Source organism: Devosia sp. T2-14 (assembly GCF_055397495.1).
On record NZ_AP027921.1, the window covers coordinates 2,810,266 to 2,835,230 of the forward strand.

Consider the following 24,965-nt stretch of genomic DNA (forward strand, 5'->3'; position numbering starts at 1 on the left):
TCGCGGCAAGGCGTTTATACTCGGTGAAATTGCCCAGCTAAGCTCGAGCCATCGTCGAGAAGTAGAGATTCTCAATGCTGCCGGCCATGGTGGCGAGTGAAAAGCGTTCCTCGATGTGGCGCAGGCGCGTCGTCATTTCCGCATGGGCATCGGCGGGGCTATCGAGTGCGGCCTGCATGGCAGCAGCAAGCTGCGCGGCATTGTTGGCGGGCACGAGGCTGTCGGCGGTCGGGCCGAATATTTCAGGAATACCGCCCACGCGCGTCGAGATCACTGGCAGCTGGGCGGCTGCAGCTTCGAGAACGACGTAGGGCAGGGATTCGGCGAGCGAGGGCACGACGGCGATGCGGCCACGAGCGAAGGTGGGACGCGCAGGTTGAGCGCCGATCAGCGAAATGCGGTCCCCAAGGCCGAGCGTCGCGATCTGGGTCTGCAGCTCGTCGCGGGCAGGGCCGTCGCCAGCCATGACCAGGGTGGCAGGCGTGCCGTCGGGGCGCTTCAGGCCGGTTAAGGCCTCCGCCAGCACGTGGATGCCCTTGAGGTCACGCAACTCGCCGACGAAGACAAAGTCAGCGGCGTCGGCATTCTGGGTGACCGGGACGAATTCGTCCGGGGCGAGGCCATTGTGGATGATCTCGGTGGGGCAGGTAGGGGCACCGATCAACGTGGAATATGTTGTCTTTGCGTAAGCGCTCTCGAAGATGAGCGCCGCGGTCTGGGACATCAGGGCCCTTTCCAGCTTGTGAAAGACTCGGCCTGATGTCGATGATTGCGAAAAGTGCAGCACCCCACCATGCGGCGTGTAGAGGGCGACGGCCTTGCCGCCGCCCAGGCGCGCAAGCCGGGCATAAAAGCCGCCCTTGGCGCCGTGCCCGTGCAGGATGTCGATGTTGAGAGAGCGTGCGAGGCGCCGAACGGCAAACGGCGTGCTGAGATCGCCCGAGCCTAGGACACGCGGCATCGCAAAGCGATGGATCCCCAGTTCTGCGTGAGGCTGCAGTTCGGTTAGTTTGCCCTCGGTCTGGGCGTCATTCGCGAGACTGTCGACCACCAGGCCGACAGCGTGTCCTTTGGCTGCCAGTTCTCGCGTCAGGTCGGCGACGTGGCGAAAAAGACCGCCGACAGGTGCCCGCATGACCTGCAGGATGCGCAGCCTCTGGGTCATCGCAACTAGAACCAGCGCTCGAGGATGACGATGGTATCGCCCGGATAGATCGGGAAATCGAGATCGACGTTGGACTTGATCATCTCGTTGCCCTGCCGGCGATAGACCAGTGCGCGGCCGCGGTCTGCCGTATCGGTAAAGCCGCCCGAGGTGCTGACGGCAGCGCGAACAGTCATTCCGTAGACGTACTGGAACTGGCCTGCATTGGTGATTTCACCCTGGATGAAGAACGGACGGTACTCAGCAACTTCGACGGCAACATCAGGATTGCGCATGTAGCCATTGGCGAGGGCGGCGGCGAGCCGGCTGGCGGCGACCTTCGTGGTGACGCCGCGAACCTGAACAGGCCCGACCAGCGGGAAGGCAATCGCGCCGCCATCATCGATGCGGTAGGTGTTGCTCAGGTCGGCCTCGCCATAGACCGTCACCCGCACGGTATCGCCAGTATCGAGCTGATAAGGCCCTTTGGTATCAACAACGTAGGTGGCGGGGCGCGTAGTGGTGCAGCCGGCCAGCGGCAGCATCATCGCGATCATAAATAGAGAGAGCCAGCGCATGAGAATCCCGCGCACTTAAAACACGCGTCAATCTCGCGCGGGCATGGTTAATAAATTGCTTCTTCGGGGTGCGTGATCTTGCGAGTTGCAAGTGGGTTAACGGATTGATTACCACGACGCGGCCATAAATCGCTGCGTGTTGCATGGGAAAAATCATGGCGTTTGAGTCGCAAGACGTGCGTGACGCTCGGATCGATGTTGGGGCGGTGCTTGGCGCTGTCGTGCGTCGTCTGCCGCGCATTGTAATTGTCACGGTATTGCTGTTGGCAGCTGCATTCGTGCTGCTCATGTTCATGCCGCGACTTTACGAGTCCTCAGCCTCCATCCTTATCGAGCCCCGCAGCAGCGTGCTTCGCGGTACGGTCGAGACTTCGCCGCCGTCGTCTAACGATGCGAGCGTGGTTTCCAGTCAGATCGAACTGCTGAAGTCCCGTGACACCCTGCTCACCGTAATCGACAAGCTCAACCTGCGCTCGGTTCCTGAATTCAACGGAACTGGTGATGGCGGGATTTCGCCGTTTGCCGTGGTCTCGCGACTGCTAGGTCGCAGCTCGGTTCCTGTGAGCGTCGATAGCGCAGCCCTCAATACTCTCTACGATCGGATGACCGTGGTGCAGGAGCGCGACTCGCGCATCATCTCGGTGCTGGTTCGCTCAACGGATCCGCAGCTGGCGGCCGACATTGCGAATGCCGTTGCCAATGCGCACGTGGCGCGACGTGCTGGCCTATCGCTGTCTGATACGGCCGAGGCGTCGGGTTGGCTGGGCGACGAGATTGCCAAATTGCGCGTCTCCGTGGCCAAGGCCGAAACGGCTGTGGCTAATTTCAAAGTCGACAACGACCTGTTCATCGGCAGCAACAACACCAGCCTGTTCGATCAGCAGCTGTCCACCATCGCCACGCAGATTACTGCAGCCCAGGAGCGCAAGAACACTGCGCTGTCGCGCGCCGAGCTCATTCGCAGCATGATTTCGCGCGGGCAGCCGATTGATGGCGTGGCCGATGTGCGTAACTCTGCAGTCATCCAGCAGTTGAGCCAGGAAAAGGGGCGCCTTCAGGGGGAGAAGGCGCAGCGCTCCGCGACGCTTCTCAATAATCATCCAGCCATCCGGGCGCTGACCGCCCAAATTGCCGAGCTTGATAACCAGATCGCGCTCGAAGGTCGCCGCGTTGCTGATGCTCTGGAAGCTGAGGCGCAGATTGAAGCTGGCGTCGAGGCCTCGCTTCAGGCGGATCTCGTACGTGCCAAGGGTTCTGCTTCCACCGCCACGCAGGACACCGTGACGCTTGATGGGTTGCAGCGCGAGGCCAAGGCGCAGCGCGATCTGCTGGAAAGCTATCTGCAACGCTACAGCGAAGCCATGTCGCGCACGGATTCAAGCTCTGCCTTCCCGGATGTTCGCGTGGTCAGCCTCGCCGCGCCGGCTGTGTCACCCGCATCGCCCAAGACCCAATTAATCCTGATGGCTGTCGCGATCGTGGCGTTGGCCGGGCAGGTTGGTCTCGTTATCTTTGGCGAATTGATTTCCGGACGGGCCATCATTCCTGGTCGCATCCCCGAGCGGCCGCAGGATGAACTCGAAGAACTGCCTTATGTCGAAGAGGAAGCCGAACTGGATCAGCAGGTGGAAACGGCCGAGACGGAGACCTACGAAGGTGAAGAGCCGGTGGTAGCGGAGGCGCCGGAAGCGCAGGATGAATCCATCTTCGCGCCGACCTCCGAGCCGATCATCCATATGATTGACGCCGCAAGCGCGCGTGAAGCAATTGCCGAAATCATGTCCGCACAACCTGAGCCCGTCAGCCGGGATGAGGTGGACGAAGAGGCTGTGGACGAGGAAGTTGAGGTCGAGGAAAACGCGCTCGAGGTGCCCCGTGCTGCAGGCCATGAGTCTGAAACGCCCCAGGTTCTCGAACTGGCTGATCTTCTCTCCGATCTCGTGCTGGGGCGAACCAACCGCCTGATTCTTGCAGCTCATCGCTTGCATGAAGATTGCGCCGTGCTGGCGGAAGACCTGGTCGCTGAAGCCCTCCGCCGTGGCCTCAGCGTGGCGCTGGTTGATGCCGGTAGCGGCAAGGTCAGTGATGAGCTGGGCCTGACCGATCTCACCGCCGATGTCGCCCGATTTGGCGACGTGGTGCACAAGTCGACCGACAACCGATTTGCCGAAGTGCCATGGGGGCAGACGCGTGCAATTGCCCGCAACTCCACCAAGCCTATGACGCTGGTCGAGGCGCTTGGCGATATCTATGAGGTGGTCGTGGTGACGACGGGCGTCGTTGGCATTTCGTCCAACCTAGCATTGTTCGATGAACTCGAAGGCCGCCTGGTGCTGGTTGCTGGCGACGAAGACGAAATCGAAGACGTCGCAGAGACTCGTGAGCGCCTGCTTGATGCCGGGTTCGAACGCTGCGAAATCGCCGCTGCTCCGCGCGTTGCCGCCTGATCCGCCCGGTCATGTCAGCAAAGTACGCAGCAATCCGGGCCGTGTTCGAAGCCTTGTGGCTGTCGAGGCTGCCCGGATTGATCCGCTCCCTCTCGGGCTCACGCGGCGTGATCTTCACGCTGCATCGGGTGCTCCCGGCCGCGCCGGCCGCGTTCTCGCCCAATGCAATCCTCCAGGTGCGTCCCGATTTCCTGGAATATGTCATCGAGCGGGTACGCGACCTCGGGCTCGACATCGTCAGCCTTGATGAAGCGCTGGAGCGGCTGGCGGCGCCGGTTGCTGGCCGGCAATTTGTCGTTCTGACCTTCGATGACGCCTACAAGGACAATTTGCACCATGCGCTGCCCATCCTGCAACGGCAGGAGGCCCCCTTTACGATCTATGTGCCTACGGCGCTGGTTGACGGGGTAGGGGAGTTGTGGTGGCAGGCAATCGAGGACATCATCGCCCGGCAAGACGCCATCGCACTCACCGCGGGCGGGGAATCCGACTATGTCGACACCCGGTCAACAGCGCAGAAGCAGCAGGCGTTCAACGCGCTCTATTGGCAGATGCGCAAGATGCCTGAATCGGAGCGCGTTGAGTTGGTTGCCAGCTTTGCGACCGCCTATGGCTATGACCTTTCCAAGCAATGCCGTGACCTGATTATGGACTGGCAGGAGCTGCGGCTATTCGCAGACAACCCGCTCTGCACCATCGGTGCGCATACCGTGCATCACTATGAGTTGGCCAAGCTCCCATTGGAGCAGGCGCGCCGCGAGATATCTCAATCGGCAGACATTATTCTGGCGCAGTTCGGGGAGCGGCCTGCGCACTTCTCCTACCCTCTGGGCGGTCCGCTATCGGCCGGCGAACGGGAGTTTGAACTGGCCCGGGAGCTCGGCTTCCGCTCGGCGGTGACGACCCGCCCGGGCGGGCTTTATGCCCATCATGCCGACAGGCCGCATGCCCTGCCGCGCATTTCGCTGAATGGCTACTTTCAAGAACGTCGTTATGTCGATGTTTTTGCTACCGGCGCTGTGTTCAGCGCCATGGGCAGGCTGACCGGTTAGCTGTTGGTGTCGGGACGAGCCATCCAGCGGATGATCGCCATGGCCGGGAAGAGCCACCCCATGCCCGCAACGATGAAGTAGGGCATCAGGATCCAGATCGGCAGATCGGGCGGGAATGCCAGATAGATTGACGTAAAGATGCTGAGCCAGGCCACGATCGAGCCCAGGATCAACAATACGCCGAAAAACTTGCGGTTACGCTGGGTCATGTGCGGCATCGCGCCTATTGCGAGGTAAGTCCTGGGGGCATACCACATCCCCGACGCCCACCGACACCGGGAAAACAGCCGTGACCACAGTCCAAGATACCGCAATGAGTTCCACCAGCTATGTCGTTGACCGACTTCGCCCGGTGAGGATCTGGCTTTATGCCATGGCCGCCATGGTGCTTGCCATGGTGATGGTCGGCGGTATGACGCGACTGACGGGGTCGGGCCTGTCGATCACGACCTGGCGCCCGATTTCCGGTATCATCCCACCGCTGACGGAAGCGGATTGGCTGGCCGAGTTCGCCGGCTATAAGCTGATCCCGCAGTATGAAGTGTTCAACCACTGGATGACCATCGAGGACTTCAAGGGCATTTTCTGGTGGGAGTGGGGCCATCGCTTCCTTGGTCGCATCCTTGGTTTCGTTTTTGCGATTCCGTTTGTTATTTTCCTGGCCCAGCGTCGTTTGACCCGCGACATGGTCTTGCCCTTGGCTGGGCTGTTCCTGCTCGGCGGGTTCCAGGGCTTCCTGGGCTGGTGGATGGTATCGTCCGGCCTGACCGAACTGACGTCGGTGTCCCAGTATCGCCTGGCGGCCCATCTCAGCGCTGCTTTGATGCTGCTGCTGGCACTGGTCTGGGTGGCACGCCGCATGCGACCGCAGGAGACCGTTGGCGAGGTCACCGGTGGCCACATCTGGTCGACTGCCGTTTTGCTGATCATGCTGGTGGTGCAGGTGGCCGCTGGGGCGTTCGTCGCTGGCATCGATGCGGGCATGGGCTACAACACCTGGCCGCTGATGGAAGGCAAGTTCATCCCCGATGGTCTGGGTGCTCATGATCCGGCCTGGCTGAGCATTTTCGAGCACGGCATGACCGTGCAGTTCAATCACCGCATGCTGGCCTATCTTATTACCATTGTGACCTTCGTGATGCTGGTGCTGCAGATGCGCAGGGCAGGGCTGGGCGGCGTTCACCGCTGGCTGGGCGTCATTGCCGTCCTCGTGGTGGCACAGGTGTGCCTTGGCATCGCGACGCTGCTGTCTATGATCAACATCGATCTGGCAGTCGGGCATCAGGGCCTGGCCTTCATCCTGGCTGCTTCCATCTGCGCCTACCTGGCAGACATGACCAAAACCAAGGCACTTGGCGCGCGGTAGTATAATACCGCATCCGCAAGTCATTGAAATAACAGCGTTTATTCTTGGTGCTTGACGGCTCCCGATTCCTGCCTTAGTGGAGCCGTCGAACAAGCCGCTTTCTTCCTTGGATGAAGGCTGCAAAGCCCCAATTATCTAGGGAATTCAAACATGAGCACTTACTCGGCAAAACCGAGCGAGATCGAAAAGAAGTGGATCCTCATCGATGCCGACGGCCTCGTTGTGGGTCGTGTTGCTTCGATCATCGCTTCGCGTCTGCGCGGCAAGCACAAGCCGACCTTCACGCCTCACATGGACATGGGTGACAACATCATCGTCATCAATGCAGACAAGGTGAAGCTGACCGGTCGCAAGCTGGACCAGCACAAGTTCTACTGGCACACCGGTCACCCCGGCGGCATCAAGGACCGTTCTGCCCGTCAGATCCTCGAGGGTCGTTTCCCCGAGCGCGTTCTTGAAAACGCCGTTCGTCGCATGATGCCGGGCGGTCCGCTGACCCGTGCGCAGCTGAAGAACCTCCGCGTCTATGCCGGCGCTGAGCATCCCCATGAAGCGCAGAACCCGGCCACGCTGGACGTTGCTGCGATGAACACCAAGAATGCGCGGGTGAAGTAATATGGCCGAAACCATCAACTCCCTCGAAGAACTCGGCACCTCGGCCGTCGCTCCTGCCAACGCAGCACCGCTCCACGAGCAGAAGCTGGACGCGCAGGGCCGTGCCTATGCAACTGGCAAGCGCAAGAACGCCGTTGCTCGCGTCTGGATCAAGCCGGGCAAGGGCAAGCTGGTCATCAATGGCCGCGAGTTCGCTACCTATTTCGCACGTCCCGTGCTGCAGCTGATTGTCAAGCAGCCGATCGTTGCCACTGACCGTCTCGACCAGTACGACGTCAACGTTACCGTTGCCGGCGGCGGTCTCTCGGGCCAGGCTGGTGCCGTTCGTCACGGTATCTCCAAGGCGCTGAACTACTTCGAGCCGGGCCTGCGTCCGATCCTCAAGAAGGGTGGCTTCCTGACCCGCGACAGCCGCGTCGTCGAACGCAAGAAGTACGGCAAGGCAAAGGCCCGTCGTTCGTTCCAGTTCTCGAAGCGCTAAGTTTCAGAACGACAGATTTAGGGAGAGGGCCGGGAAACCGGCCCTTTCTTTTTGCCCCGCTCTTCCTACATTCGCGTCAGCGGGCTCTTCCTTTGCGGTGATCCCAAGGGAGATTTCCGCATAGGCGGGAATGACGCAGTGAAGCCAATGCCATGAAAAGCCTCGTCACCCGTTTTCACCTGCTGTTGCTCACCGTGACGCTCGCCATCACCGGTGTCGGTTTCTTTCGCATTCCGGCTGACTACACATTTCCCGCTCATTGGGCAGGGAGCACGCCCGATTGGCTGTGGCCGCGCGATGTGGCGCTGGTCGTCGCCCCCGTGGTTCAAGTACTGCTGCTGGCGGCCTTTTATGTGCTCGGACGCCTGCTCACCAAAAACCAGTTCTCCAAATCCCAGCACATTCTCGATCCTGCGCTGACGTTGGTAATGAGTGTTGTGGCGGCGGTTCAGTTAGGCCTGCTGTTTGCCGGTATCGGGTCAGACCTCGACTTGGTCCGCTTTACCGGGTTGGGGCTGGGATGCGTATTGATCCTCATCGGCATCGTGCTGTTTGAGGCCGAGCGCCATACCTATGCGGGATTGCGCATGCCCTGGCCGATCAAGTCCGACCTGGGCTGGCGCGTGGTGCACCGTTCAACAGGCATGTCGTGTGGGCTGGCGGGGATTTGCCTGCTTGCGCTGACATGGTTCGACGCTGGCATCGGAATCACCGTGGTGTCTCTCGTTGCGGCGCTCGTCATGCCGGTGCTGGTGGCGGTACTGGCGACCATCCCCTTCATTGGTCGCTGATCAGTCCGGGCATGATTTTGCCAAAAGGGAGACAGTCCGACAGGAATTTTTCCGGGCGAAGCTGGATACGCAATTCCGTACGCCGCAAAAATTTTCCATCGATAGTATCGTCTGACTAATTTCGAGGCGTTTCGCCGGTCTTTTGTGCAGCCTCGATGCAAGACAGGTCAGAAAATGTCACCAACTACTGTATCCGCAGCCCGGACGCCCAGCGCGCCCAAGCCGTTCTATAGGTCCTTTGGCTTCCAGGTGCTCGCCGCCATGGTCGTCGGCCTCATCCTGGGCTTTATCGCCCGCACCATGGGGCCAGATGCCTCCGGCGCAGCCAATTGGCTGACGCAGACCCTCGCCACCATCGGCTCCAGCTTCGTTTCGCTGCTCCGCGCGCTGGTGCCCGTGCTGGTCTTCACCGCCATCGTGGCCTCGATTGCCAACCTTCGTGAGCTCAACAACGCCGCGAAACTGGTTTGGCAGACGCTGCTCTGGTTTGCGATCACTGCTCTGATTGCCGTGGCAATCGGCATCGCGCTTGGGCTGATCATCCAGCCTGGCCTCAACACCGCTGTCGCCGCGGAAGCCGCGCGCGCTCCGTCGTCGAGCGGGTCTTGGCTCGACTTCCTCAAGGGTCTGATCCCGTCCAACATTCTCGGTCTGCAGGCTTCCACCCGCGTATCCGATAGCGGTGCGACCACCAGCCTCAACTTCAATGTGCTGCAGATCCTAGTCGTCTCGATCGTGGTCGGTATTGCAGCGCTCAAGGTTGGCGCCGCCGCCGATCCGTTCCTGGCGTTCAATCGCTCCTTCCTCAAGATCATCCATAAGATCCTGTGGTGGGTGATCCGCCTGACCCCGATCGGTACGATCGGTCTGCTCGGCAACGCCGTGGCCGTCTATGGCTGGGATGCTCTGGCTCAGCTCGGCTGGTACTCGGCCGCCATCTACATCGGCCTCGCATTGGTGCTCTTCGTTGTGTACCCGGTGCTTCTGCAGGCCCATGGCCTCAACCCGATCCGCTACTTCCAGAGTGCCTGGCCCGCCATCCAGCTGGCTTTCGTCTCCCGCTCGTCCATCGGCACGCTGCCGCTGACCGAACGCGTCACGGAACAAAATCTTGGCGTGCCGCGTGAATATGCTGCCTTCGCTGTGCCGCTCGGCGCCACCACCAAGATGGACGGTTGCGCGGCTATCTACCCGGCGATCTCGGCGATTTTCGTTGCCCAGTTCTTCGGCATCCAGCTCGGCATCCAGGAATACCTGCTGATCGTCTTCGTGTCAGTCATTGGTTCGGCGGCAACCGCCGGTCTCACCGGCGCGACCGTGATGCTGACGCTGACCCTGTCGACCCTGGGTCTGCCGCTGGAAGGCGTTGGTCTGCTGCTTGCTGTCGATCCAATCCTCGACATGGGCCGTACCGCAGTCAACGTGGCTGGCCAGGCATTGGTGCCGACCATCGTCGCCAAGCGCGAAGGTATCCTTGATCAGGCCACCTACGATCGCGGCGAGAGCATCGAAGCGCTCGATGAGCGGGCCGAGGCTGTCCCAGCCTGATAGCGGGACCATAGTTCGGATTTGAGAGGGGAGGCGAAAGCCTCCCCTTTTTGTTTGGGGCAGAAGGTTTCCTGACGCCGCCTGTCAGCAGGCCCATGCCCAAGGTTGCTCTGGCATTCACGCCCAAACGATCCGGAGAGATTCATGTTCGATCATATTGGTTTGCGCACCACGCAGATGGAGAAGATGACCGCCTTCTACAAGGCAGTCCTGGCGCCACTCGGCTACGGGGTCGTCATGGAGTTTCCAGGCGCCATCGGTCTCGGCCGGGACAACCCGGATTTTTGCATCAGCGAGGCGGCAACGACCTCAAGCATGCATGTGGCATTCGCCGCTGCCGACCGTGCAGCCGTTGATGCCGTTCACGCGGCGGCGCTGCTGCAGGGTGGCACTGACAATGGCGCACCCGGTGAGCGCGACTACGCGCCAAATTACTACGCTGCCTTCGTGCTCGATCCCGATGGGAACAATATCGAAGTGGTCTGCCACGCGCCGGCCTGAGTGGGCATCCGGCCAGCCGGCCAGCCATCACCGCCAGGACGTCTCGTGCGGGCGTGGGACTATCCTGGTGGTGTCGTTGGGGTACGGGCGAGACGCTCGTGCAACGAGGTTTCATATTTCGCCTTGACGCTAATTAGCGCATTGGATAATTAGTGAAACAACGAAATAAGGTCAGTCTTCTTGAGTATTAATGCCGTTTTTGAAGCGCTGTCCCATCCGGTGAGGCGCAAGGTTCTGGCCTTGCTCAAGGGTGGGCCAATGAAGGCAGGGGAGCTGGCTGATCACTTCGACATCAGCCGACCGACGCTATCCGTGCATTTTGCCAAGCTTAAGGAGGCCGAACTGGTGGCCGTCGAGCGGCAGGGTACGAGCCTGATCTATCACCTCAATACGTCCGTGCTCGAGCAGGCACTGGCGGATGTCTTGTCGCTCAGGGAGCAGTCCGATGACAATGCGTGAATTCCTTACCCCTCTTACGATTGCCCTGGCTCTTGTCCTTGTACTAGCGACCATTACCGGCTTCGTGCTGATCCCCGCCGATACCATCCTGCCGGTTCATTGGGGGCCGACGGGACAGGCGGACAGGTTCATGCCACGCGACGGCGCCTTGGTGATGCTGCCCGGCATTGCTGCGCTGGTTGTCTGTCTCATCGTCGTAGCGGCCAAGAAATCGCCGAGCGACCGCGTTGCCGGCGCGCGCAGCGGGCTGCTGGTGGTCGTCCCTGTCATTCTGGGGCTGGCGAACGTCATCCAGGCCAGCACCGTTCTGATCGGGCTTGGGCACCAGGTCGACATGGTGCGGATGATCGTTCTGGGCGTCGGGGTGATGTTTGTGGTGCTGGGCAATGTCCTGCCCAAGTCTCAACCCAACATGCTTTCCGGTGTCCGCTTGCCGTGGACGCTCAAAAGTGCCGCCAATTGGCAGGCAACCAACCGCCTGGTGGGAATGCTGATGCTGCTTGGTGGCGTGCTGATGGTTGTCGCCGCTTTGCTCACGGGCCATCCAATGGTGTTGCTCGCAACTGTGCTGGCGGGGGCCATCGTGCCCACGCTGGTGGGTGCAATCTACAGCTATCGACTGTCGCGAGGCGAGGGGGCCTAGGCCCTCTCAGCCGACCAGCTTGAGTGCAGGCTTGTCCTTCTTGGGCTTCTTGGCCTTGGGCGTGCGCGGAACATAGTTGTTCATCACACGCTCGATGATCTTGATGGCCTTTTCTGCGCCGTCTTCGCCGTGCAGCTTTTCGGCGATTTCGCCGGCATTGCGGCGATACGATTCATTGGTCGACAGGTCGGCCAATGCACCAGCCAGGATTTCCGACGTCAGTTTGCGCAGGCGGACAGGCTTGGGGCCGCAACCAAGCTCAAAGACCCGGCGGCCCCAATAGGGCTGATCGACAATCTGCGGCACGACAAAGGTCGGCCGGCCCAGATGCAGGCCGGCAGAAGTCGTGCCCGCGCCGCCGTGGTGCACCACGGCCGAGACATACTTGAACAGCTTGTCGTGCGGCGCTTTCTCGATCGCGAAGATCGACTCCGGTAAGTCATGCGGATTGATGCCGCCCCAGCCGCGCGCGACGACGGCTCGACCGCCCCACATCTCGACGGCTTCCTTGAGAATCTTGGTGTTGCGCTCTGCGCCGAAGGGCATCGAGCCGAATCCGATGTAGACCGGCGCCTCACCCTCGGCGAGGAATTTCTGGAACTCCGGCGAAGGCTGCCAGTCGGTCCGATCCTTGAGCTGCCAATAGCCAGTGACGATGGCGCTTTTTGGCCAATCCCGCGGGCGCGGGGAGACGACAGGCGAATAGGCATAAAGAGTCGTGAGGGGGGTGCCGTCCGTGTTGCGGAAGAAACCACCCTTCTTGCGGGCATCAAGGCCCATCAATTCTCGGCGCAGTTTGTTGCGCGGCAGGTTGTAATAGATCTGCTGCACCGTCATCGCCGTATAGGTCAGCTTGTTGAAGGCTGGACCGAAATCGGCGCCGTAATAGATGCAGAGCGGGAATTCGCTGGTCGAGTTCAGGGGCTGCAGCGCCACCATGATGGCGGGAATATGCAGCGCCTCGGCAATGTCGATGCCGAAACTCGTATTCATGTTGAGGATCAGCATGTCCGCGCCCTGGCACATGTTCCAGGCATGGCGCGCTGCAGTGTCGACGATCTGCTGACCCTGCCGGAGCAGGGAAGGGCCGTTGATGAGCATCGACTGGCTCATCGCATTCTCAAAACGCTGCTGATTCAGGAAGGATTGAATCGACGGTCCCAGCGTGTGGAACTCGATCCCGTAGCCTTCCACCATTCCCTGGAATTCCTCGGAAGCCCCGAGCACAACGGAGTAGCCGCGTTCCTTGAGCGCGATCGCCAAGGCCAGATAGGGTTGAACGTCGCCTTGCGTGCCGATCGTGACAAGGGCAATACGCTTCAAAGTCTTAACCTCACCATACGCCGTTCCTGAGCCGAAGGTTGGCTTCCTTCGGACCATTTACAATACCCTGAGGAGGATTTATGAACGGCCTGTCGATAGCGATTTCCTTACAAAAATCATGTCTGAAGGGCAAGGGACATGCAGTCTCTGTACACTGTTACCAAGGTTGGAGCCTCGCTCGCCGGTAGTGCAGTGGCTGCGTCTGCCATCGTGGCCGCGGCAAACGCCCGCTAGCTCTTCCCGCATGGCCCAGCCGGGCCGGGAAGAGCCGAACACGATAATGACCCCGAAATGAGGGTCACTTAACCCGTTCACAACCACAATTCCGCGATAATCACGGCCTCAAAGAGAGGCGTAGCGCGTATTAGCGCGTCGCGGCCAGTCCAGGTCCCTGAGGGGGCTGTCGAGGAAATCATGAGCGCAGACTTCCACAAAATCCGCCGTCTTCCCCCTTACGTGTTTGCCCATATTGATCCGCTGAAGGCCAAGGCCCGTGCGGAAGGCGTTGATATCATCGACCTCGGCATGGGCAATCCGGACATGCCGACGCCCCAGCATATCGTTGAAAAGCTGCAGGAAACGGTCAAGGATTCGCGCACGCACCGCTATTCCACCTCGCGCGGCATTCCGGGTCTGCGCAAGGCTCAGGCGAGCTACTATGGTCGTCGCTTCGGTGTGAAGCTGAACCCCGACACACAGATTGTCGCAACGCTGGGCTCCAAGGAAGGCTTCGCCAATATGGCATCGGCCATCACCGCTCCCGGCGACGTGGTGCTGGTGCCAAACCCGACCTATCCAATTCACTCGTTCGGTTTCATCATGAGCGGCGGCGTCGTGCGCTCCATGCCGGCCGACCCGAACGAAGACTTCATGCGCTCGCTCGACCGCGCTGTGCGGCACTCGATTCCCAAGCCAATCGCCTTGGTGCTGAACTACCCGGCCAACCCGACCGCCTATACCGCCGATCTCGATTTTTATGCCGAGGTCGTGAAGTATTGTAAGGCGCATGACATCTTCATCCTGTCCGATCTCGCCTATTCCGAGATCTATTTTGATGAGGACGCTCCCCCGCCATCCGTGCTGCAGGTGCCGGGCGCAATCGACATCACCGTCGAATTCACCTCGATGTCCAAGACCTACTCCATGCCCGGCTGGCGCGTTGGCTTCGCCGTCGGCAACGAACGACTTATTGCCGCTCTGGCGCGTGTTAAGTCGTATCTCGATTACGGTGCGTTCACCCCGATCCAGGTGGCGGCAACGGCGGCGCTGAATGGTTCTGACGACGTGATCGAGGAAGTACGCAAGGTCTACAAGCATCGCCGCGATGTGATGGTTGAGAGCTTCGCCCGCTCGGGCTGGGACATTCCGGTGCCGAAGGCCACCATGTTCGCCTGGGCACCCATTCCGGCTCAGTTCGCTCATCTTGGTTCGCTCGAATTCGCCAAGCTCCTTATCCAGGAGACTGGTGTTGGCGTGGCGCCGGGCGTTGGGTTCGGTGAGTACGGCGATCAGTATATCCGCCTCGCCTTCGTGGAGAACGAACAGCGCATCCGCCAGGCCGCACGCAACATCAAGAAGCTGCTCGGCTCCAAGACCGGTTCGGGTAACGTCGTGCCGCTGGTGGGCTAAGGCCAGCCGAAAAGCTAAGGCCCTCCTTGGGGAGGGCGATGGGGCGGGAGCATGTATTAGCTTGCCGCCCCCTTTCTTTGGCAAGTGGCGCTTTTTGTTGCCGAAATGTGAGTTCTTACAAACTCCTATTGACGGCTAGGCGAAATCCTATGCAGATGGCGCCACCATGAGTGACATCGCATCTTTCCGCCAAGCCGTAGAATCCTTCATCGCAGCCCGTGGCTGGACCCCAACGAGGTTCGGACGCACCGTGGCCGGGGATCCCCTGTTCGTTTTTGACCTGCGCGAAGGCCGAGAGCCGCGTTCGGATACGCGCACACGCATTCTGAAGGCCATGCAGGAATTTGGCGACGGCGAAGCGCTGCAGCCGCTGCGCATCGGCGTGGCTGGTTTGGGCAATGTCGGCGCGACGCTTGTTCGCATCCTGCAGAAAGATGCGCCCGAACTGACGCGAAAACTTGGCCGCCAGGTCGTTGTGACGGCTGTTGCCGCGCGCTCGCGTTCCCGCGACCGCGGCATTGATATTTCTGGACTTGAGTGGTTCGACGATCCTGTTGCCCTCGCCAAATCCGACGGGATTGATCTGTTCGTCGAGTTGATCGGCGGCGAAGACGGTCCGGCCTTCGCCGCAGTGAAGGCTGCGCTCGAAATTGGTCGCCCCGTCGTAACGGCGAACAAGGCCCTGCTGGCAAAGCACGGCGTTCTTCTCGCCAAGATGGCGGAAGCGTCTGGTGCGCAGCTCGGCTTTGAAGCGGCCGTGGCTGGCGGCATCCCAGTGATTAAGACCCTGCGCGAGGGGCTGGGTTCTGCCAGCATTGCCAAGGTGTTCGGCATCATGAACGGCACCTGCAACTATATCCTCACCCGCATGGGCAACGAGGACATCAGCTTCGGCGATTGCCTGAAGGACGCACAGGCGCTCGGCTACGCCGAAGCCGATCCGACCTTCGACGTTGAGGGCTATGATACCGCCCACAAACTCTCGATCCTCGCGACGCTTTGCTTTGGCTACGAGATTGCACCCGACCAGATCCGCGTCGAGGGCATTTCGCGGATCACGCAGCACGACATCAAAGTTGCGGCTGAGCTGGGCTACAAGATCAAACTGCTCGGCATTGCGCAGTGCACCGAAGAGGGCATCGAGCAGCGGGTTCACCCCACTTTTGTGCCCAAGGGCAGCGCCATTGCCGGCGTCGATGGCGTGATGAACGCCGTCGCGCTCGAAACTGACCACGTGCATGAACTGCTGCTGGCCGGCCCGGGCGCCGGCGGTCCGCCGACGGCTGCTTCGGTGCTGTCGGATATTCTCGATATCGCGCGCGGCACCCGCGTTCCGCCGCTGGGCATGCCGAGCGAAGAACTGCTGCCCTACAAGCAGGCGCCAATGCGCCCGCATGACGGCGGCTACTACATCCGTCTCAACGCGAAGGATGTACCCGGCGCGCTTGCGGCGATAGCAACGCGTATGGGCGAGCGCGGTATCTCGATCGACAGTGTCATCCAGCGGTCGGATTTGAGCGCTAAGGCAGTGGCGCCGGACGGTTCGCCGACCCGCACTGTTGTTATGATCACCCAGCAGACTTTGGAATCATCGGTACGTGAATCGCTTGCGCAGATCGCGGCCGACGGGTTTATCGTCGGCGAACCGCAATTGATCCGGATCGAAAGGCTCTAGTCCCTGCGGGGCAAAAGGGCTCCGGGAGGACACATGAGACTGAGCAAGGTCGAGGGCGAAAAGAGCCCGGCACATCTGCATCGGAGCCTGACTCTCGAACTGGTTCGTGTCACAGAGCGCGCGGCGATTGCCGCCGCAGAGTGGCGCGGCAAGGGTAACGAGCAGGCTGCCGATGAGGCTGCGGTCACGGGCATGAAGGCCGAGCTCGACCGTGTCGCAATCTCGGGCCGCATCGTGATCGGCGAGGGCGAAGAGCACGAATGCGACCAGCTCTATATCGGGCAGGCGGTCGGCGCAGGGCAGGGACCTGAGGTCGATATTGCCGTCGATCCGCTGGAAGGTGTCACCCTCTGTGCCAAGAACCAACCCGATTCCATCGTGGTGCTGGCCATGGCCGAGCGTGGCGGGCTGCTGAACGTTGCCCGCAACGTCTACATGCACAAGATCGCCGTGGGCGCCGAATATGCGCCGGGAACCGTTCACATCGACTGGACGGCGACGGAGAACGTGCGGGCGCTGTCCAAGGCCAAGGGCGTGCCGCTCAGCGAAATCACCGCCATCGTACTCGATCGCCCTCGCCATGCCGGGTTGATCGAGGAACTGCGCACCACCGGCGTCGCGGTCAAGCTGATCAGCGACGGCGATATCGCCGGGGTCATGCACGCCGTGAACACGCAGGATACCGGCATCGACATCTATCTTGGCTCCGGCGGTGCGCCCGAAGGCGTGCTGGCTGCGGCAGCACTACGCTGCATCGGTGGACAGATGCAGGGCAAGTTGATCCTCGATACCCCGGCCAAGCGTGAGCGGGCCATCGCCATGGGCATCACCGATCCCAATAGGATCTACGACGTTTCCGAGCTTGCGGCTGGGGACGTGCTGGTGGCTGCGACCGGCGTCACCGATGGCACGCTGCTGGATGGTATTCGCCTTCGTCGAAACTCGGTGGAGACCAGCACGATCGTGATGCGTAGCTGGAGCCAGACCGTGCGCTGGATCAGGGCGCAGCACGCACGGTAGTCGACGCGCCCCACTGCTGGGCACGAGAGGTCTTCCCACGACTCCTTAAATCGCCTACCTCTGCCCGCATGCTGGATGCGCCGCGCCCCTTTCTTGATGTCACCCGATCGGTTACGGACCGGGCGTGGGTAGACCGCCTCAATGCCGGAACGACCCGGACGGCGACAGCCATCGCCCAGCGCAGCAACATCTCTGAAATCCTGGCGCGCATCATCGCGGCGCGGGGTGTCGGGCTCGACGAGGCCGAGGCCTACCTTGAGCCCACAATTCGCGGTCTGATGCCTGACCCTTCAACCATGACCGCTATGGATGCATTGGCGGACCGCCTGGCCAAGGCCATTGCCGACAATGAGGCCGTGGCGCTCTTTGGCGACTACGACGTCGACGGTGCCTGCTCCTGCGCGCTCATGGCGCGCTACCTGCGCCACTTTGGTATCGAGCCGCAGGTGCATATTCCAGACCGCATTTTCGAGGGCTATGGTCCCAATATCGCGGCAATGGACAAGCTGATCGACAGCGGCGCCAGCCTGATCATCACGCTCGATTGCGGCACGACGAGCCTCGCGCCCATCGCCCATGCCCGCAGCCGGGGTGCGGACGTGCTGGTCATCGACCATCACCTGTCGGACCACGAACTGCCGGACGCGACTGCGCTGGTCAATCCGAACCGGCCGGACGACATTTCGGGGCTCGGCTACCTCTGCGCCGCCGGCGTCACCTTTATGGTTCTGGTTGCCGTCAATCGCGCGCTTCGTCAGCGCGGCGATACCGGGCTGCCGGACCTATTGAAGCTTCTCGACCTGGTGGCGCTGGGCACCATTTGCGACGTGGTACCGCTCACAGGCCTAAACCGGGCCTTTGTGGTGCGCGGCCTTGAGGTGGCGCGCCGCGGCGACAATCTGGGCATTGCAGCGCTTGGGCTGGCAGCGCGGGTCTCTGGCCCGCTTAACCCCTACCATCTGGGCTTTCTGATCGGGCCCCGCATCAATGCCGGCGGTCGCATCGGCAATGCGGCCCTTGGGACCGAATTGCTGACGGTGACAGATGAGCATCACGCGCTGGCCATCGCCGCGCGGCTTGATGAACTCAACTCCGAGCGCCAGCGCATCGAGGTCGAGGCCGTTGAAGAAGCGGCCGCAGTGGCCGAGATGGAAATCGGTGACGGCGAGGGTCCTCCGGTTCTCGTACTGGCCTCGGCCAACTGGCACCCCGGGGTTGCCGGTCTCATTGCGTCGCGTTTGCGCGAGCGTTTCGAACGCCCGACCTTTGCCATTGCCCTGCAACCTGATGGCACCGGAACCGGCTCCGGCCGCTCTATGCCCGGCGTCGATTTGGGCCGCGCGGTCATACAGGCGGTCGATATGGGGCTGATCTCCAAAGGCGGCGGCCATGCCATGGCTGCGGGCGTCACCATAAAGCCGGGCGAGCTCGGACCATTCCGGACGTTCCTGACCCAGGCACTGTCGGTTGACGTGGCAGCTGCTCGCGCCGCCACGGCCCTTTCGGTCGATGCTGCGCTGACCGCGCGTGGCGCCACGCTTGATCTGGTGAAGGATATCGAGCGGGCAGGGCCGTTCGGTGCCGGCAATCCTGGACCCGTCTTTGCTTTCCCCGCCCATCGCGCCAAGTTTGCGCAGGTGGTCGGGAAGGGGGGCCACGTGAGCTTCTCCCTCAGCTCTGATGACGGTGCTCGACTCAAGGCCATCGCCTTTCGTGCGGCCAATACGGCTATCGGCAATGCGTTGCTCCGCGATAGCGACACCGCGTTCCACTTTGCCGGAGCGCTGTCGATTGACCACTATCAGGGCCGCGAACAGGTGCAGTTCCGCCTGACGGACCTCGCTCGACCCAAGAGCTGAGCCAGCCCAAAATCCCTGCAATCAGCGTCTTGCATATCCATTTATCACGGCTAAAGTAGTCGCGGGCATACACTGGGAAGCACTGCTTTGTGGCTCAAAGGGTGTGCCGCCGATACTCAAATTGAGGCGGCAGCAAGAAGCGCCGCCGCCAAGTCTAAAGCTATTTGGATCAAGCGGCCCATGACGAAGACCGTAGCTGAAAACTCAAATACCGGCGTTACGCCGTGGATTCGTTTTGCCTCCTGGGCGGTTGAACAGATCGGCGTCAAACTTATCGGCAAGCCAAAGCATGGCGGGGTCACCGTCATTCTTCCCAATGGCAGAACGCGCACGCTTGGCAATCCGGCAACGGGCGAACACTCCGTGCTGCGCCTAAACAACTTCAGGGTCATCAGCGAGACTATGCAGCGCGGCACCGTTGGGTTCTCGGCTGCCTACATGAATGGCGATATCGAGGTCGATGACCTTACAGCGCTGTTCCGTTTCTTCCTGCAGAACCGCGAGATGTTTGAGCAAGCCAACCCTGGCTTCTTCCGCAAGGCCGCAACGGACCTGCACTACCACTTGTCGCGTCGGAACACGCTTGAGGGCTCCAAAAAGAACATCGCCGAGCACTACGACCTCGGCAACGACTTCTATGGCCAGTGGCTCGACCCTTCGATGACCTATTCGTCCGCGGTGTTCACGTCGGGCGATCAAAGTCTCGAAGAGGCGCAACTGGCAAAATACCGTCGAGTCGCCGACATGGCGGGGATCACGGAGGGCTCGTCCGTGCTTGAAATTGGCTGTGGCTGGGGTGGCTTCGCGGAAACCGTTGCAAGGGACTACAAGGCCCATCTGCGCGGCATCACCCTATCGGCTGAGCAGCTGCGATATGGGCAGGAACGCCTGGCGCGGCAGGGGCTAGATACGCTCGCCACTCTGGTGTTTGAGGACTACCGCCACACCGAGGGGCAGTTCGACCATATCGGCTCGATCGAAATGATCGAGGCTGTCGGCGAAGACAATTGGCCCAGCTATTTCGAGACCGTCCACGATCGCCTGAAGCCCGGCGGTACCGCGGCCATCCAGGCAATCACCATAAACGAAGCTGATTTCGATGGTTACCGCAGTGGGCCCGACTTCATTCAGCGCTACATTTTTCCCGGCGGCATGCTGCTGACCAAGACGGTGATGCAGGAGTTCGGCGACAAGTTTGGCCTGGTGCTCGAAAACGTCGAAACCTTCGGGCTGTCCTATGCGCGCACGCTAAGGCTGTGGCGCGAGCGGTTCCTTGAGCGCTGGCCGATGATCGCTCCGCTTGGCTATGACGAGTATTTCCGGCGCAAGTGGGTCTACTACCTCAGCTATTGCGAGGCGGGGTTCACCGAAGGCTCGATCGATGTCGGGATCTACCAGTACCGCAAGCCGGTATGTGACACCGCTTGACGCGGGCCCCTACTGCTTCGGCAGCATCTTGCTGGTGACCCAGAAGAACACCGGGTAGGGCAGCCAGCGCACCGACTTCATCAGCCAGACCATGCGCCTGGGGAAAGCGATCTCGAACCGGTCAGACTTGGTCAGGCCATCGACAATGCGACGCGCCGCTGCGTCGGTTTCCATCAGGAACGGCATCGGAAAGTCGTTTTTGTCCGTCAGCTCGGATTTGACGAATCCCGGCGCGATCATGCGCACCTTGATGTTCCGCGGCGCCAGCTCTGTCCGCATCGTTTCGAGCAGATTGATCAATGCAGCCTTGGTCGATGAATAGGCAGCGGAGCGGGGGAGGCCGAAATACCCGGCTACCGATGCGATCACCGCAAAATGCCCGCCACCCTGCTTGTCCATCTGTGCCAGCAGAGGATTGGCGATGCGGATGACGCCAAGATAGTTGGTGTCGACCACGCGCGCAAACTTGTCGAAGGCGTAGTCACCTACGGCCATCGGTTGCCAGGCAGCGGCGCCGAAGATGAAGAGGTCGATTCGGCCCAAGTCCCTGGCGATGGCGGCAACGGCTTCATCAACCGCCGCACTGTCGGTGACATCGAGCGCATAGGGCAGGATTTTGGAGGTGTTGGCCGATGCAACGGCGGTCAGCTTGTCCGCGCGCCTGCCTGAGATGGCGACGGTCCAGCCGCGTTCGGCCAGAAGCGTGGCGACGCTCGCGCCTATGCCCGATCCCCCGCCGACAATCCAGGCGACACCTGGCTGAAGTTCCTCGTTGCTCATAGGGTAACGTCTATCGCGGCTGCGACGCCAAGGTAAGCAGCCGACGAAAGAAAAGCGTCCAGGCATCGATTCGCTGAACTTGGGCAGGGGCCGAATCGAATTGGCGCTTGCGTCCCGAATCCCGCTCTTCGGACCCAGATGTGCGCAGCTCGCCACCAGAGTGGTGGAGCCTTGCCTGATTGCAAAAGACTGGGAAATGGTACGCCCTAGGGGAATCGAACCCCTCTCTGCACCGTGAAAGGGTGCCGTCCTAACCGATAGACGAAGGGCGCATGATTGGGCTTGTCAGCCTAGTCACGGCACGTTTTTGTACCAGTTCCTGGTACGCCCAAGGGGAATCGAACCCCTGTTCCCGCCGTGAGAGGGCGGTGTCCTGACCGCTAGACGATGGGCGCGGCGCAAGAACTCAGTGCTGGCTTTTAGCTTTCCGCCAGCAGGAAAATGGTACGCCCTAGGGGAGTCGAACCCCTCTCTGCACCGTGAAAGGGTGCCGTCCTAACCGATAGACGAAGGGCGCCTAAGCGCTGGGTGTCGTATAGTTTGGGGTTTCGAGTTGTGCAACCCTCAAGTGCATAGAAACGCAGAATTTTTAACAGCCTGAGAAAGTGACTGGCCGATTGTAGCTCCGCGGGCGGTCCCGTACGTCGACGTGAATGAACTGCTTTCCAGGATAGCAGCCAAGCCCGCCAACGCTATCCGTACGCATCGCAAAGGCAATCAGCTCCTGCTTGTCGACACCTGGGATGTAGAAGTCTGCCGCCATGCATTTGGTGTGATAGGAATTGTCGGCGCCGCCGGCGGCCGAATTGTGCTGCCCATCGCGATAGCCCGAACTCATGATGACCTTGCGGCCGAAGTGCCCTTCAAATTCCCAGATCAGGAATCGGAGCTTTGGCGAGATGCAGAGGGCGTTGACTTCCTTGCTCGCGACCAGCGTGCCCCAATCGTTCCGCTTGCCGGCGTAGCCTGCGCCGCTCGAGCTGGCGAACATGGCCATGGGCACGCATGCGGCCAGCATTGATGTGCACATGAGAATGGCGAGGGTAGAGCGGATGGTGCTGAGCATGACGACTTCCGAAAGACCTAGGGTTGCAAAAGGGCAACAGCCAAAGAGTCCGTTCCTGAAGTCTCTAAAATACGATCGGTTTCGCTAACCGCAGGCTAAGCACCACGGTTAGCGAAACGTTAGCTGGCTACCACTTGCCGGTGTTCGGCATCGACAGCCATGGCTCCTGCGGGGGCAGGGTGCCGTCCTGAATCAGTTCGACCGAGATGCCGTCTGGCGAGCGCACGAAGGCCATGTGGCCGTCACGAGGGGGACGGTTGATAGTAACGCCCATGTCCATAAGGTGCTGGCACAGCGCATAAATATCGGCCACGCGATAGGCGAGGTGCCCAAAATTGCGGCCGCCGGTATATTCCTCGGGATCCCAATTATAGGTCAGCTCAACCTGACCCTCATCGCCTGGTGCCCGCAGAAAAATCAGCGTGAATCGGCCTTTCTCGTTCTCGCTCCGGCGAACCTCTTCCAGCCCCAGACCTTCGCAGTAGAAGCGCAGGCTCTCCTCGATATTGGTCACGCGGACCATGGTGTGCAGGTATTTCACGGCAAAGCCTCCTTGGGGAAAACACTCGGCCTGAGGCCTAGCAATTGCCGGGTGAAGCCGCAATCGAGCCAATTCCAAACAGACTCTTAACAAAGGTCGCTGAATCGGACACAGTGACCGGTGTCTTGTGGGAGTACCTCGCCGTTGCGAGGCGAGTAAAAAGGGCTTTGGGTCTATGGGGGCCAAGTTCACTGGCGACGACAATCTATCCGGGAATCTGTCTGCAGAGACGGGGGCCACGAGCCGTTCGGATACGTCCCCCCCACCTAACGATTCCGGCCTCGACACCATAGAAATTTCCGGCGCCATCAAATGGTTCGATGCCGGAAAGGGCTTCGGTTTCATCGTGCCGGACAACGGCATGTCTGACGTGCTGCTGCATGTGACTTGCCTGCGCCGCGACGGCTATCAAACGGCTTATGAAGGCGCCCGCATCGTCGTGGAGGCGCTCAATCGCCCCGGTGGGCTGCAGGCCTTCCGCATTGTTTCCATGGATGAGTCGACCGCGATTCATCCCGCCCAGATGCCGGCGCCGCGCACGCATGTCGTGGTCGAGCCGACCTCGGGCATGGTTCGTCTTGAGGTCAAGTGGTTCAACCGCATTCGCGGCTTCGGCTTCCTGTCCGCAGGCGAGGGCGCCGAAGACGTTTTCGTGCATATGGAAACGTTGCGCCGCTTTGGCATCACCGAACTGCGTCCCGGCCAGTATGTGCTGGTTCGCTACGGCAACGGCCCCAAGGGCCTTATGGTCGCCGAAATCAGGCCCGATGGTTGGGGCGACGCTCCGTCCTCGCACTAGGAATTCCAGATGATGCTGCTTGCCCAAGGCTTTGGCCCGGCCCTGCGCCGTGCGGGCGCAGTGCTCGCCGTTTCCCTGATCGCGCTGCCACTGGCAGCGTGCAGTGACGAAGGCAAGCTGGTGCTCAACACGGCAACCGGTGCTCACACATTCAATGTCGAAGTTGTCGATACTCCGGAGTCGCGGGCCAAGGGCCTGATGTTCGTGCAGGATCTGGCGCCGGACGCCGGCATGCTGTTCGACTTCAAGGAGGAGCGCCCGGTATCGTTCTGGATGCGTAACACGTTCATTCCGCTCGACATGATCTTTGTCGGTGCTGATGGCGTGGTGAAAACCGTGCACGTCAATGCCATTCCGCATGACGTCACGTCGATCCCATCGGAAGTGCCGGTTCAGTTTGTTCTCGAAATCCCGGGTGGGCGCTCGGTCGAGATCGGGCTCGAGCCGGGCGACACGATGGAGCATCCCCTGGTGGGGGCGGCGCCCACCAACTAATTCTCAGAGCCGATGGATGACCATGAAGTCGATCACCGCCCAAAGGTGAAGGCTGGCGCCGACAACAACGAAGACGTGCCAAAGGGCGTTCTGGAACTTGAGCCTCTCCCAGAGGTGGAAGACAATCCCCAGGGAGTAGGTCACGCCGCCCGCCAGGACCAGATAGAGCGTCGTGTGCGGCAGGCTCTGGGCCAGCGACTGAAACACCAATACGCCGCTCCAGCCGATTGCCAGATAGAGTACGATCGCGAGGCGTCCAAACCGCTCCGGTACGATCAGTTTTAGCGCCACGCCGATCAGCGATGCTCCCCACACGAAGGTGGTCATCAGCACACCGGTCGTGGTGCCTCCGATCACTGCGAGGAATGGCGTGTAAGAGCCAGCGATAAATAGAAAAATCGCCGCCTGGTCCAAACGGGCCAATACCTTCTTGATGGGGGAAACCGGCCACATATTGTAGGCCAGCGAGACGCCCAGCACCGTCACCAGCGAGCCGACATAGACCACCAATGCGGGCACTGCCTCAGGCGCGGTCTGCAGGATAGCGAAGGCAAGCAGCACCGATCCGGCTGCGATGGCAACCGTGAGGCCCAACACATGGACGATGCCGTCTGCCACAAGTTCGGCCGGGCTGAACGGCCGGTGTTCCCGGCTCCACCATGAATATGCAGCCCGTGGCTTGTGCAAAGCGTCGCTCTCCGATGACCCCGACCTTGGCTTGAGGA

General features: G+C 61.0%; 25 protein-coding genes and 3 tRNA genes. 17 read left to right on the forward strand and 11 right to left on the reverse strand.

Annotated features, from left to right (window positions below):
- Positions 1–37: 37 nt before the first annotated feature.
- The gene (locus tag ACZ5WT_RS13660; protein WP_464284336.1) at positions 38–1,165 is read right to left on the reverse strand and encodes a glycosyltransferase; all 1,128 of its coding nucleotides are present in this window, start codon (positions 1,163–1,165) and stop codon (positions 38–40) included.
- Positions 1,166–1,170: 5 nt separating this feature from the next.
- Positions 1,171–1,722 (reverse strand): polysaccharide biosynthesis/export family protein, encoded by a 552-nt coding sequence (locus ACZ5WT_RS13665; RefSeq protein WP_464284337.1) that lies wholly within the window; start codon positions 1,720–1,722, stop codon positions 1,171–1,173.
- Between the two features lie 155 nt (positions 1,723–1,877).
- On the opposite strand from ACZ5WT_RS13665, the gene ACZ5WT_RS13670 reads away from it, so the two are divergent.
- Positions 1,878–4,169 carry a GumC family protein gene (locus tag ACZ5WT_RS13670; protein ID WP_464284338.1) on the forward strand — a complete coding sequence of 764 codons (2,292 nt, stop codon included), beginning with the start codon at positions 1,878–1,880 and terminating at the stop codon, positions 4,167–4,169.
- 11 nt (positions 4,170–4,180) lie between these two features.
- Positions 4,181–5,221 (forward strand): polysaccharide deacetylase family protein, encoded by a 1,041-nt coding sequence (locus ACZ5WT_RS13675; RefSeq protein WP_464284339.1) that lies wholly within the window; start codon positions 4,181–4,183, stop codon positions 5,219–5,221.
- On the opposite strand, the gene ACZ5WT_RS13680 is transcribed toward ACZ5WT_RS13675, so the two are convergent.
- A complete protein-coding gene (locus tag ACZ5WT_RS13680) occupies positions 5,218–5,430 on the reverse strand; it encodes a DUF2842 domain-containing protein (RefSeq protein WP_464284340.1) in 213 nt (70 codons plus the stop codon). The genes ACZ5WT_RS13675 and ACZ5WT_RS13680 overlap by 4 nt on opposite strands.
- Positions 5,431–5,510: 80 nt before the next feature.
- Here ACZ5WT_RS13680 and ACZ5WT_RS13685 point away from each other — a divergent pair, with 80 nt between their 5' ends.
- The 8 genes from ACZ5WT_RS13685 to ACZ5WT_RS13720 all read left to right on the forward strand — a co-directional run bounded on the left by ACZ5WT_RS13685 (position 5,511) and on the right by ACZ5WT_RS13720 (position 11,625).
- A complete protein-coding gene (locus tag ACZ5WT_RS13685) occupies positions 5,511–6,587 on the forward strand; it encodes a COX15/CtaA family protein (protein WP_464284341.1) in 1,077 nt (358 codons plus the stop codon).
- Positions 6,588–6,737: 150 nt separating this feature from the next.
- Positions 6,738–7,202, forward strand: coding sequence for a 50S ribosomal protein L13 (gene rplM / locus ACZ5WT_RS13690; RefSeq protein ID WP_464284342.1), 465 nt, complete (start codon positions 6,738–6,740; stop codon positions 7,200–7,202).
- 1 nt (position 7,203) lies between these two features.
- Positions 7,204–7,683: a 30S ribosomal protein S9 gene (gene rpsI, locus ACZ5WT_RS13695; RefSeq protein WP_464284343.1), complete on the forward strand. Its 480-nt coding sequence runs from the start codon at positions 7,204–7,206 to the stop codon at positions 7,681–7,683.
- Positions 7,684–7,835: 152 nt separating this feature from the next.
- Positions 7,836–8,474 (forward strand): SdpI family protein, encoded by a 639-nt coding sequence (locus ACZ5WT_RS13700; RefSeq protein ID WP_464284344.1) that lies wholly within the window; start codon positions 7,836–7,838, stop codon positions 8,472–8,474.
- Positions 8,475–8,648: 174 nt separating this feature from the next.
- Positions 8,649–10,022 carry a dicarboxylate/amino acid:cation symporter gene (locus tag ACZ5WT_RS13705; protein WP_464284345.1) on the forward strand — a complete coding sequence of 458 codons (1,374 nt, stop codon included), beginning with the start codon at positions 8,649–8,651 and terminating at the stop codon, positions 10,020–10,022.
- 144 nt (positions 10,023–10,166) lie between these two features.
- A complete protein-coding gene (locus ACZ5WT_RS13710; protein ID WP_464284346.1) occupies positions 10,167–10,523 on the forward strand; it encodes a VOC family protein in 357 nt (118 codons plus the stop codon).
- Between the two features lie 180 nt (positions 10,524–10,703).
- On the forward strand, positions 10,704–10,982 hold the full coding sequence (locus ACZ5WT_RS13715; RefSeq protein WP_464284347.1) for a metalloregulator ArsR/SmtB family transcription factor: 279 nt from the start codon (positions 10,704–10,706) through the stop codon (positions 10,980–10,982).
- Entirely contained in the window at positions 10,969–11,625 is a 657-nt protein-coding gene (locus tag ACZ5WT_RS13720) for an SdpI family protein (RefSeq protein WP_464284348.1), read from the forward strand. The genes ACZ5WT_RS13715 and ACZ5WT_RS13720 overlap by 14 nt, the downstream gene beginning before the upstream one ends.
- A gap of 6 nt (positions 11,626–11,631) precedes the next feature.
- Here ACZ5WT_RS13720 and ACZ5WT_RS13725 read toward each other — a convergent pair whose 3' ends face one another.
- On the reverse strand, positions 11,632–12,948 hold the full coding sequence (locus ACZ5WT_RS13725; protein ID WP_464284349.1) for a glycosyltransferase: 1,317 nt from the start codon (positions 12,946–12,948) through the stop codon (positions 11,632–11,634).
- Positions 12,949–13,362: 414 nt separating this feature from the next.
- Between ACZ5WT_RS13725 and ACZ5WT_RS13730 the strand changes: the two genes are divergently transcribed.
- The 5 genes from ACZ5WT_RS13730 to ACZ5WT_RS13750 all read left to right on the forward strand — a co-directional run bounded on the left by ACZ5WT_RS13730 (position 13,363) and on the right by ACZ5WT_RS13750 (position 20,559).
- Positions 13,363–14,577, forward strand: a complete 1,215-nt coding sequence (locus ACZ5WT_RS13730; RefSeq protein WP_464284350.1) for an LL-diaminopimelate aminotransferase — start codon at positions 13,363–13,365, stop codon at positions 14,575–14,577.
- Positions 14,578–14,911: 334 nt separating this feature from the next.
- Positions 14,912–16,252, forward strand: coding sequence for a homoserine dehydrogenase (locus ACZ5WT_RS13735; protein ID WP_464287213.1), 1,341 nt, complete (start codon positions 14,912–14,914; stop codon positions 16,250–16,252).
- 33 nt (positions 16,253–16,285) lie between these two features.
- Positions 16,286–17,272 (forward strand): class II fructose-bisphosphatase, encoded by a 987-nt coding sequence (gene glpX, locus ACZ5WT_RS13740; protein WP_464284351.1) that lies wholly within the window; start codon positions 16,286–16,288, stop codon positions 17,270–17,272.
- A 68-nt stretch (positions 17,273–17,340) separates the two neighbouring features.
- Complete coding sequence (gene recJ, locus ACZ5WT_RS13745) at positions 17,341–19,131, forward strand: single-stranded-DNA-specific exonuclease RecJ (protein ID WP_464284352.1); 1,791 nt, start codon at positions 17,341–17,343, stop codon at positions 19,129–19,131.
- Positions 19,132–19,311: 180 nt separating this feature from the next.
- Complete coding sequence (locus tag ACZ5WT_RS13750) at positions 19,312–20,559, forward strand: class I SAM-dependent methyltransferase (protein ID WP_464284353.1); 1,248 nt, start codon at positions 19,312–19,314, stop codon at positions 20,557–20,559.
- Between the two features lie 9 nt (positions 20,560–20,568).
- Here the strand turns inward: ACZ5WT_RS13750 and ACZ5WT_RS13755 are convergent, their stop codons facing one another.
- The 6 genes from ACZ5WT_RS13755 to ACZ5WT_RS13780 all read right to left on the reverse strand — a co-directional run bounded on the left by ACZ5WT_RS13755 (position 20,569) and on the right by ACZ5WT_RS13780 (position 22,946).
- Entirely contained in the window at positions 20,569–21,339 is a 771-nt protein-coding gene (locus ACZ5WT_RS13755) for an SDR family NAD(P)-dependent oxidoreductase (protein WP_464284354.1), read from the reverse strand.
- Positions 21,340–21,536: 197 nt separating this feature from the next.
- Positions 21,537–21,611, reverse strand: a tRNA-Glu gene (locus ACZ5WT_RS13760).
- 48 nt (positions 21,612–21,659) lie between these two features.
- Positions 21,660–21,734 (reverse strand) — tRNA-Glu (locus ACZ5WT_RS13765).
- Positions 21,735–21,781: 47 nt separating this feature from the next.
- Positions 21,782–21,856: transfer RNA gene (locus ACZ5WT_RS13770), tRNA-Glu, on the reverse strand.
- A gap of 72 nt (positions 21,857–21,928) precedes the next feature.
- On the reverse strand, positions 21,929–22,405 hold the full coding sequence (locus ACZ5WT_RS13775) for a YcbK family protein (RefSeq protein WP_464284355.1): 477 nt from the start codon (positions 22,403–22,405) through the stop codon (positions 21,929–21,931).
- 127 nt (positions 22,406–22,532) lie between these two features.
- Positions 22,533–22,946, reverse strand: coding sequence for a VOC family protein (locus ACZ5WT_RS13780; RefSeq protein ID WP_464284356.1), 414 nt, complete (start codon positions 22,944–22,946; stop codon positions 22,533–22,535).
- 175 nt (positions 22,947–23,121) lie between these two features.
- Between ACZ5WT_RS13780 and ACZ5WT_RS13785 the strand changes: the two genes are divergently transcribed.
- Positions 23,122–23,745: a cold-shock protein gene (locus ACZ5WT_RS13785; protein ID WP_464284357.1), complete on the forward strand. Its 624-nt coding sequence runs from the start codon at positions 23,122–23,124 to the stop codon at positions 23,743–23,745.
- Between the two features lie 9 nt (positions 23,746–23,754).
- The gene (locus ACZ5WT_RS13790) at positions 23,755–24,240 is read left to right on the forward strand and encodes a DUF192 domain-containing protein (protein ID WP_464284358.1); all 486 of its coding nucleotides are present in this window, start codon (positions 23,755–23,757) and stop codon (positions 24,238–24,240) included.
- A 3-nt stretch (positions 24,241–24,243) separates the two neighbouring features.
- Here ACZ5WT_RS13790 and trhA read toward each other — a convergent pair whose 3' ends face one another.
- Complete coding sequence (trhA, locus tag ACZ5WT_RS13795; RefSeq protein WP_464284359.1) at positions 24,244–24,927, reverse strand: PAQR family membrane homeostasis protein TrhA; 684 nt, start codon at positions 24,925–24,927, stop codon at positions 24,244–24,246.
- Positions 24,928–24,965: the final 38 nt, after the last annotated feature.

Excerpts from the sequence above, each read along its gene's own strand:
- ACZ5WT_RS13660 (WP_464284336.1), bottom strand. The coding sequence starts at position 1,165 with ATGACCCAGAGGCTGCGCATCCTGCAGGTCATGCGGGCACCTGTCGGC.
- ACZ5WT_RS13665 (WP_464284337.1), bottom strand. The coding sequence starts at position 1,722 with ATGCGCTGGCTCTCTCTATTTATGATCGCGATGATGCTGCCGCTGGCC.
- ACZ5WT_RS13670 (WP_464284338.1), top strand. The coding sequence starts at position 1,878 with ATGGCGTTTGAGTCGCAAGACGTGCGTGACGCTCGGATCGATGTTGGG.
- ACZ5WT_RS13675 (WP_464284339.1), top strand. The coding sequence starts at position 4,181 with ATGTCAGCAAAGTACGCAGCAATCCGGGCCGTGTTCGAAGCCTTGTGG.
- ACZ5WT_RS13680 (WP_464284340.1), bottom strand. The coding sequence starts at position 5,430 with ATGACCCAGCGTAACCGCAAGTTTTTCGGCGTATTGTTGATCCTGGGC.
- rplM (WP_464284342.1), top strand. The coding sequence starts at position 6,738 with ATGAGCACTTACTCGGCAAAACCGAGCGAGATCGAAAAGAAGTGGATC.
- rpsI (WP_464284343.1), top strand. The coding sequence starts at position 7,204 with ATGGCCGAAACCATCAACTCCCTCGAAGAACTCGGCACCTCGGCCGTC.
- ACZ5WT_RS13700 (WP_464284344.1), top strand. The coding sequence starts at position 7,836 with ATGAAAAGCCTCGTCACCCGTTTTCACCTGCTGTTGCTCACCGTGACG.
- ACZ5WT_RS13705 (WP_464284345.1), top strand. The coding sequence starts at position 8,649 with ATGTCACCAACTACTGTATCCGCAGCCCGGACGCCCAGCGCGCCCAAG.
- ACZ5WT_RS13710 (WP_464284346.1), top strand. The coding sequence starts at position 10,167 with ATGTTCGATCATATTGGTTTGCGCACCACGCAGATGGAGAAGATGACC.
- ACZ5WT_RS13720 (WP_464284348.1), top strand. The coding sequence starts at position 10,969 with ATGACAATGCGTGAATTCCTTACCCCTCTTACGATTGCCCTGGCTCTT.
- ACZ5WT_RS13730 (WP_464284350.1), top strand. The coding sequence starts at position 13,363 with ATGAGCGCAGACTTCCACAAAATCCGCCGTCTTCCCCCTTACGTGTTT.
- ACZ5WT_RS13735 (WP_464287213.1), top strand. The coding sequence starts at position 14,912 with ATGCAGGAATTTGGCGACGGCGAAGCGCTGCAGCCGCTGCGCATCGGC.
- glpX (WP_464284351.1), top strand. The coding sequence starts at position 16,286 with ATGAGACTGAGCAAGGTCGAGGGCGAAAAGAGCCCGGCACATCTGCAT.
- recJ (WP_464284352.1), top strand. The coding sequence starts at position 17,341 with ATGCTGGATGCGCCGCGCCCCTTTCTTGATGTCACCCGATCGGTTACG.
- ACZ5WT_RS13750 (WP_464284353.1), top strand. The coding sequence starts at position 19,312 with ATGACGAAGACCGTAGCTGAAAACTCAAATACCGGCGTTACGCCGTGG.
- ACZ5WT_RS13755 (WP_464284354.1), bottom strand. The coding sequence starts at position 21,339 with ATGAGCAACGAGGAACTTCAGCCAGGTGTCGCCTGGATTGTCGGCGGG.
- ACZ5WT_RS13775 (WP_464284355.1), bottom strand. The coding sequence starts at position 22,405 with ATGCTCAGCACCATCCGCTCTACCCTCGCCATTCTCATGTGCACATCA.
- ACZ5WT_RS13785 (WP_464284357.1), top strand. The coding sequence starts at position 23,122 with ATGGGGGCCAAGTTCACTGGCGACGACAATCTATCCGGGAATCTGTCT.
- ACZ5WT_RS13790 (WP_464284358.1), top strand. The coding sequence starts at position 23,755 with ATGATGCTGCTTGCCCAAGGCTTTGGCCCGGCCCTGCGCCGTGCGGGC.